Here is a 4,835-nt window from a genome sequence, read left to right as displayed (position 1 = left end):
GTTTCGTTCTTTTCTTCATTGAATTGGTTTGCTATATAGTTTCTTATTATTTCTTCCGTCACTGTTCCAACTGTGGCACAGAAATAGCCTCTCGCCCACAAATGTTGCCCCCAATATCTTTTTTTCAATTCTGCAAATTCGTCCTGCAAAAGTCTTGATGATCGTCCTTTTAAGTACTGCAGAATTTTACTAGGTGCAAGACTTGGAGGACATGACAATAATAAATGAATATGGTCTTTCCCTACGCTTCCCTGCAAGATCGTAATGCCTCTTGCTTCACACCCTTGCCTTATTAGTTCCCTCGTTCTTATTGCAATGGGTCCATATAAGACTTTATATCGATATTTTGTTACCCATATGACATGATACTTGATGTCGTAAACAGCATGACTACTTTTTTTATATCCATCCATACTCTCACCTCATTTTCAAGTATGGACATGGAATGGGAAGGCTAAAAGCGTATACCGTCTAAAGACGGTGGAGTTGGACCACGCATTTGTAAATTAAAAAAAAAAAAAGAAAACCCTCCTTAGGGACCAACCCAAGGTGGTGATCACTGTTTAACAGTGGGCAAGGGAATTCTCCCTTTACATTTCTAGTAGTCAATGGTGTCGACCAAAACAATTGCTAAAATTGTCGCTGCAAGGGGGGATATTGAAAACAATGGTTTCCATGATTTAAAGACCTATTGGCATTTAAACCATCCATTCGTCCATCACACTACCGCTATTGAAGCTTGGGTTAGTATTCTCATATTACTCAAGTTTCGGAGTAAAAAAACATACTCAAACCCTTGATATATGTAAACGTCAAATAGTCCCCACCTTTTTGAAGGCCGGGACTTGAAGTATTATTTAGTTAACTTATTAAAAGCAATGCATGTAACAGGAAGTGTTGTTGACCAAGGAAGCATTTGCTCCAATGCATTTTCGTCTGACAAATCCATATTGGGAAGCTGCTCAAAAAGATAGCGAAGGTAGTAATATGGATTTAATTTATTCGCTTTGGCTGTCTCCACAATGCTGTAGATAATGGCACTTGCTCGTGCACCTTGCGGTGTATTTGCGAAAAGCCAATTTTTCCTTCCAATGACAACCGGTTTGATCGAGCGTTCGCTGCGATTATTATCAATCTCCAATCGCCCATCCTCTAAAAAGGCCACTAATTTGTCCCATTGGTTCAGACAGTATGCGATGGCTTTTCCTAGTGCACTCTTTGGCAGCACTTTTTGTTCTTGATTTTTAAGCCGACAAAAAAGCGTCTAGTATTGGTTTGCTTTGCTTTAGACGTTCTTCATACCGATCCTTGGGATCTAAATTTTTTAATTTGCGTTCAACCGCAAAAAGCTGATTACAGAAATTTAGGCCTTCTGTTGTCGTCACTGGTTTCGCGCTATTGGCGGGCATGGATCTTAGTGCATCAGTAAATTCTCTGCGTGCATGAGCCCAACAACCTACTAAGGTTACATTTGGCACTTTATGGTATCCTGCATATCCATCCACCTGCAAATAGCCTTTAAAACCGTCTAGGAAATTCTTTGGGTTTTCTCCAGCTCTGGTTTCCTGGTAATCATAAAGTATGATAGGTGGCCCTTCTATTCCAGTGCGATACAGCCATAAATAGGATTTAGAAGTGGCCGGTCTTCCAGGTTCCTGAAGAACCTGAAGGGTGGTTTCATCGGCATGCACAATATCAAGCTTCAGAAGAAGATCATGCATCCGATTATACAGAACACTCAACCACCGTTCCGCTCCAATAATCATCCAATTGGCAAATGTTTGGCGAGAAAGATTGATGCCCATTCTATGAAATTGTTTCTCTTGGCGGTATAAAGGCAGGCCCTCTACATATTTTTGAGTCATAATGTGTGACAAAACAGAAGGGGATGCCAGGCTGCCTGAGATGACTGGTTTCGGCCTAGGCGCTGTTTTGATAGGTGTTTCTATCTCATTATGCTCACAATGGCGACAAGAGTAGACGTATTGAACATGTTTGACTACTTTTAATTCCGCAGGAATATAGACAAGTTCTTGGCGTACTTCCGTACTCATTTCATGCAGAGCTCCACCGCAACACGAACAGACCTGCTCCTCAGCTGGTAAACGGTATTCGATCGTTTCCACAGGCAGGTTTTCAAGCATCGCTTCGCGGTGACCGCGTTTTTTACGCCGGCGCTGATAGGTAATGGATTCCAAAGTAGGTTCCGGCAAATCAAAGCTTGATTCGTTTTCTACTTCGTTGAATAGTTCCAATTGACCGGGAAGGGTTTTTTCGCTTGAAACGCCGAATCGCTTATGTTGCAGAAGGCGAAACTGTTCTTCGTACCATTTTAATTTGGTCTCCAACTCATTTTGCTTTTTTAGCTTCGCCTCTAATTCTGCATTTTGCTTTTCCAGCATTTCCAAGCGTTTGAGGAGATCTTCAATTGTAGGGGTTGAGATAGGTAAATTCGCTGTTTTTTTCATAACCTCATTATACAACAAAACAGCCGAATTCCCTGAATTTTTATTATTTAAATAACTGTCCTTGCTGTTACAGCAGGGTGAGCTTGTTTCTGTTCCAAAGATAATCCATCGAGTAGCCATCGCAATTGGCGCGGACTAATTTTTAAAGGATCAGAACTACTATCAGAAGGCCAATAAAATTTTCCACGTTCAAGTCGGCGATAATATAGCCAAAAACCGTTATGATCCCAATGAAGAATTTTCAATTTATCCCGTCCACGATTGCAGAAAACAAAAAGACTTGAAGAAAAGGGATCAAGATGAAATTCTTCTTGAACAAGGGCTGCCAAACCGTCAATGGATTTTCGTAAATCCGTGCTACCTCGAGCGAGGTAGACATGAGTCACAGTTGCTCCATTCAACATAACGTTTTCAGCGTCCTAACAACATCGGCAAAAAGCGAGGGATTAAACCCTTGCTTCACCTCTATAGAAAATTCGCCGATTTTAACTTGGAGGGAATCCTCTTGACTTATCGAAGGATCTTCAATCACAACGGATGTCCATTTTGTGGAGGGATTTGGTTTAGCGTTTGAACCTTCGATCCGTTTGAGCCAGTACTTAAGCTGGTGAACCTTTAAATCATTGATTTCACACCATTTTGCTTGGGTAAGGCCGCTAGCTCTGTAGGAGGCAATTCGCTGTTCCCATTCATGTCGCAATTCGCTTTTGTCCATAAAAAAACTCCTTAATAAAGATTTCTTAAGGAGATTATTGCATGGATATAGGGCCAAAACTAGGTGGGAAGAATTTGACGCTTACTGATATATAAACAAATAAACGAAATTATAAATTCAAAAAACATAAAAAACACCCTATTCTTTGGTAAAATGTAGGTAACCAACCAACGCAAAGAAAGGATGTTTTCTATGGCTACTATTTTACCAAATTCTAATGGAAATGAAAAACCTAATTCTCGTATGTTGCAGTTTTTTACACAAGCAAAGATTGGAACCTTCCTGCATCAAGCCAATATTCGCAAGGAAAAGGGGGTTACACCGCGTCAAATCGTGCAATTTATTTTCGCACTTGTTCTTCATGGAATGAATTTTTCTAGAGCTCTTGAATCAGACCGTGTTCCAAAGGATTTTGAAAAAGATACTGTCTATGAGCTCTTGAAAAATCCTACATACAACTGGCGTAAATTTCTAGCCAGCGTTGGCTCGTACCTTGTTGCGAAATTCCTACTCCCGTTAACTTCTGACAATCGCGATCGGGTTCTCATATTTGATGACTCTCTGTTCAGTCGCAATCGCAGTAAAGCAGTTGAATTGCTCGCCAAGGTGAAGGACCACACAACTGGGAGGTATTTCAAAGGATTCCGTATGCTTACGCTTGGCTGGGCAGATGGTGCTTCTTTTATGCCGCTTGCTTTTTCATTGTTGAGTTCAAAAAATGATAAAAACCGTTACCAGGAAATCGATTCAAATATCGATAAGCGCACGGTTGGCTACCGTAGACGTCTAGAGGCTACGAAAAAGAGCACTGAGACGATGTTCGATCTTCTTGATTCCATCAATCCAAGTAAACTTGGTGCGAAAACGGTTCTTTTTGACAGTTGGTTCGCCTATCCAGCAATCCTATCAAAAATCGTAAAAAACTACTCACTGCATGCAGTTTGCATGGTCAAACGCTCACCAAAAATTCACTACACCTATGAAGGGGAGTCTTACACATTGAACCAGCTTTACAAGAAGGTTCACAAGAAACGTGGGCGAGCCAAAATCCTCGCAAACATTGTTGTCGGTCTTGGTCATGAAGACGAAAACGGTAATGAGATTCAGGCACGAATTGTATTTGTTCGTGATCGCAACCGTTCCAAAAAGTGGCTTGCCCTTTTAACAACCAACCTTGAACATACGGAAGAAGATGCGGTAAGAATCTATGGCAAGCGCTGGGAAATCGAGTGCTTTTTCAAGGTGGTCAAATCCAATTTGCGTTTGGCAAAGGAATTCCAATGCCGCAGCTATGATTCTATGACTGCGCATACAACCATCGTTTTCCTGCGTTATATGATGTTGTCACTCAGTGTACGGGAAGAAGAGGATCCTCGAACCATTGGACAACTTTTCTATATGTGCTGTGATGAGATGGAAGATATTCGTTTTACGCAGGCATTGATGACCATATTAGAACTAGTAGGTTCCACGATGGCAGAAGAATACCTTCTAACTGACGAACAAATCAACGAATTTTTTGATCGGTTTTTCAACAAGTTACCTGACTATTTGCAAAAGCCGTTGCTTAATACAAGCGTAGCTTGATAATATAATTGGTATTATCCCTTTAATACCAAGTGTTGAGGTTTATTTATCGTGTCCGAAACTTG

The 4,835-nt window shown here is 40.9% G+C and carries 4 protein-coding genes and 1 pseudogene; 1 reads left to right on the top strand and 4 read right to left on the bottom strand.

Translation table 11 applies throughout. The features are described 5' to 3' along the window. From tnpA (ACQYAD_RS03275) to tnpA (ACQYAD_RS03260), 4 genes and pseudogenes are all read right to left on the bottom strand, one after another. A partial coding sequence (tnpA, locus tag ACQYAD_RS03275) for an IS200/IS605 family transposase (RefSeq protein WP_430235525.1) occupies positions 1 to 413 on the bottom strand: 413 nt, incomplete at its 3' end. Between the two features lie 440 nt (positions 414 to 853). After that, positions 854 to 2,468, bottom strand: a pseudogene (gene tnpC / locus ACQYAD_RS03270) (IS66 family transposase). 47 nt (positions 2,469 to 2,515) lie between these two features. After that, positions 2,516 to 2,872, bottom strand: coding sequence for an IS66 family insertion sequence element accessory protein TnpB (gene tnpB / locus ACQYAD_RS03265; RefSeq protein ID WP_430235523.1), 357 nt, complete (start codon positions 2,870 to 2,872; stop codon positions 2,516 to 2,518). Then, complete coding sequence (gene tnpA, locus ACQYAD_RS03260) at positions 2,866 to 3,183, bottom strand: IS66 family insertion sequence element accessory protein TnpA (protein WP_430235521.1); 318 nt, start codon at positions 3,181 to 3,183, stop codon at positions 2,866 to 2,868. The genes tnpB and tnpA (ACQYAD_RS03260) overlap by 7 nt, the downstream gene beginning before the upstream one ends. Before the next feature lie 192 nt (positions 3,184 to 3,375). On the opposite strand from tnpA (ACQYAD_RS03260), the gene ACQYAD_RS03255 reads away from it, so the two are divergent. Continuing rightward, positions 3,376 to 4,770 (top strand): IS4 family transposase, encoded by a 1,395-nt coding sequence (locus ACQYAD_RS03255; protein ID WP_430235518.1) that lies wholly within the window; start codon positions 3,376 to 3,378, stop codon positions 4,768 to 4,770. Positions 4,771 to 4,835 lie beyond the last annotated feature (65 nt).

Origin of the sequence: Neobacillus sp. SM06 (assembly GCF_050496765.1) — a bacterium.
Lineage (GTDB): Bacteria > Bacillota > Bacilli > Bacillales > Cytobacillaceae > JAEVLT01.
Note: the sequence above shows the minus strand (reverse complement) of the source record. Positions and strands in the feature narration are given on the sequence as shown.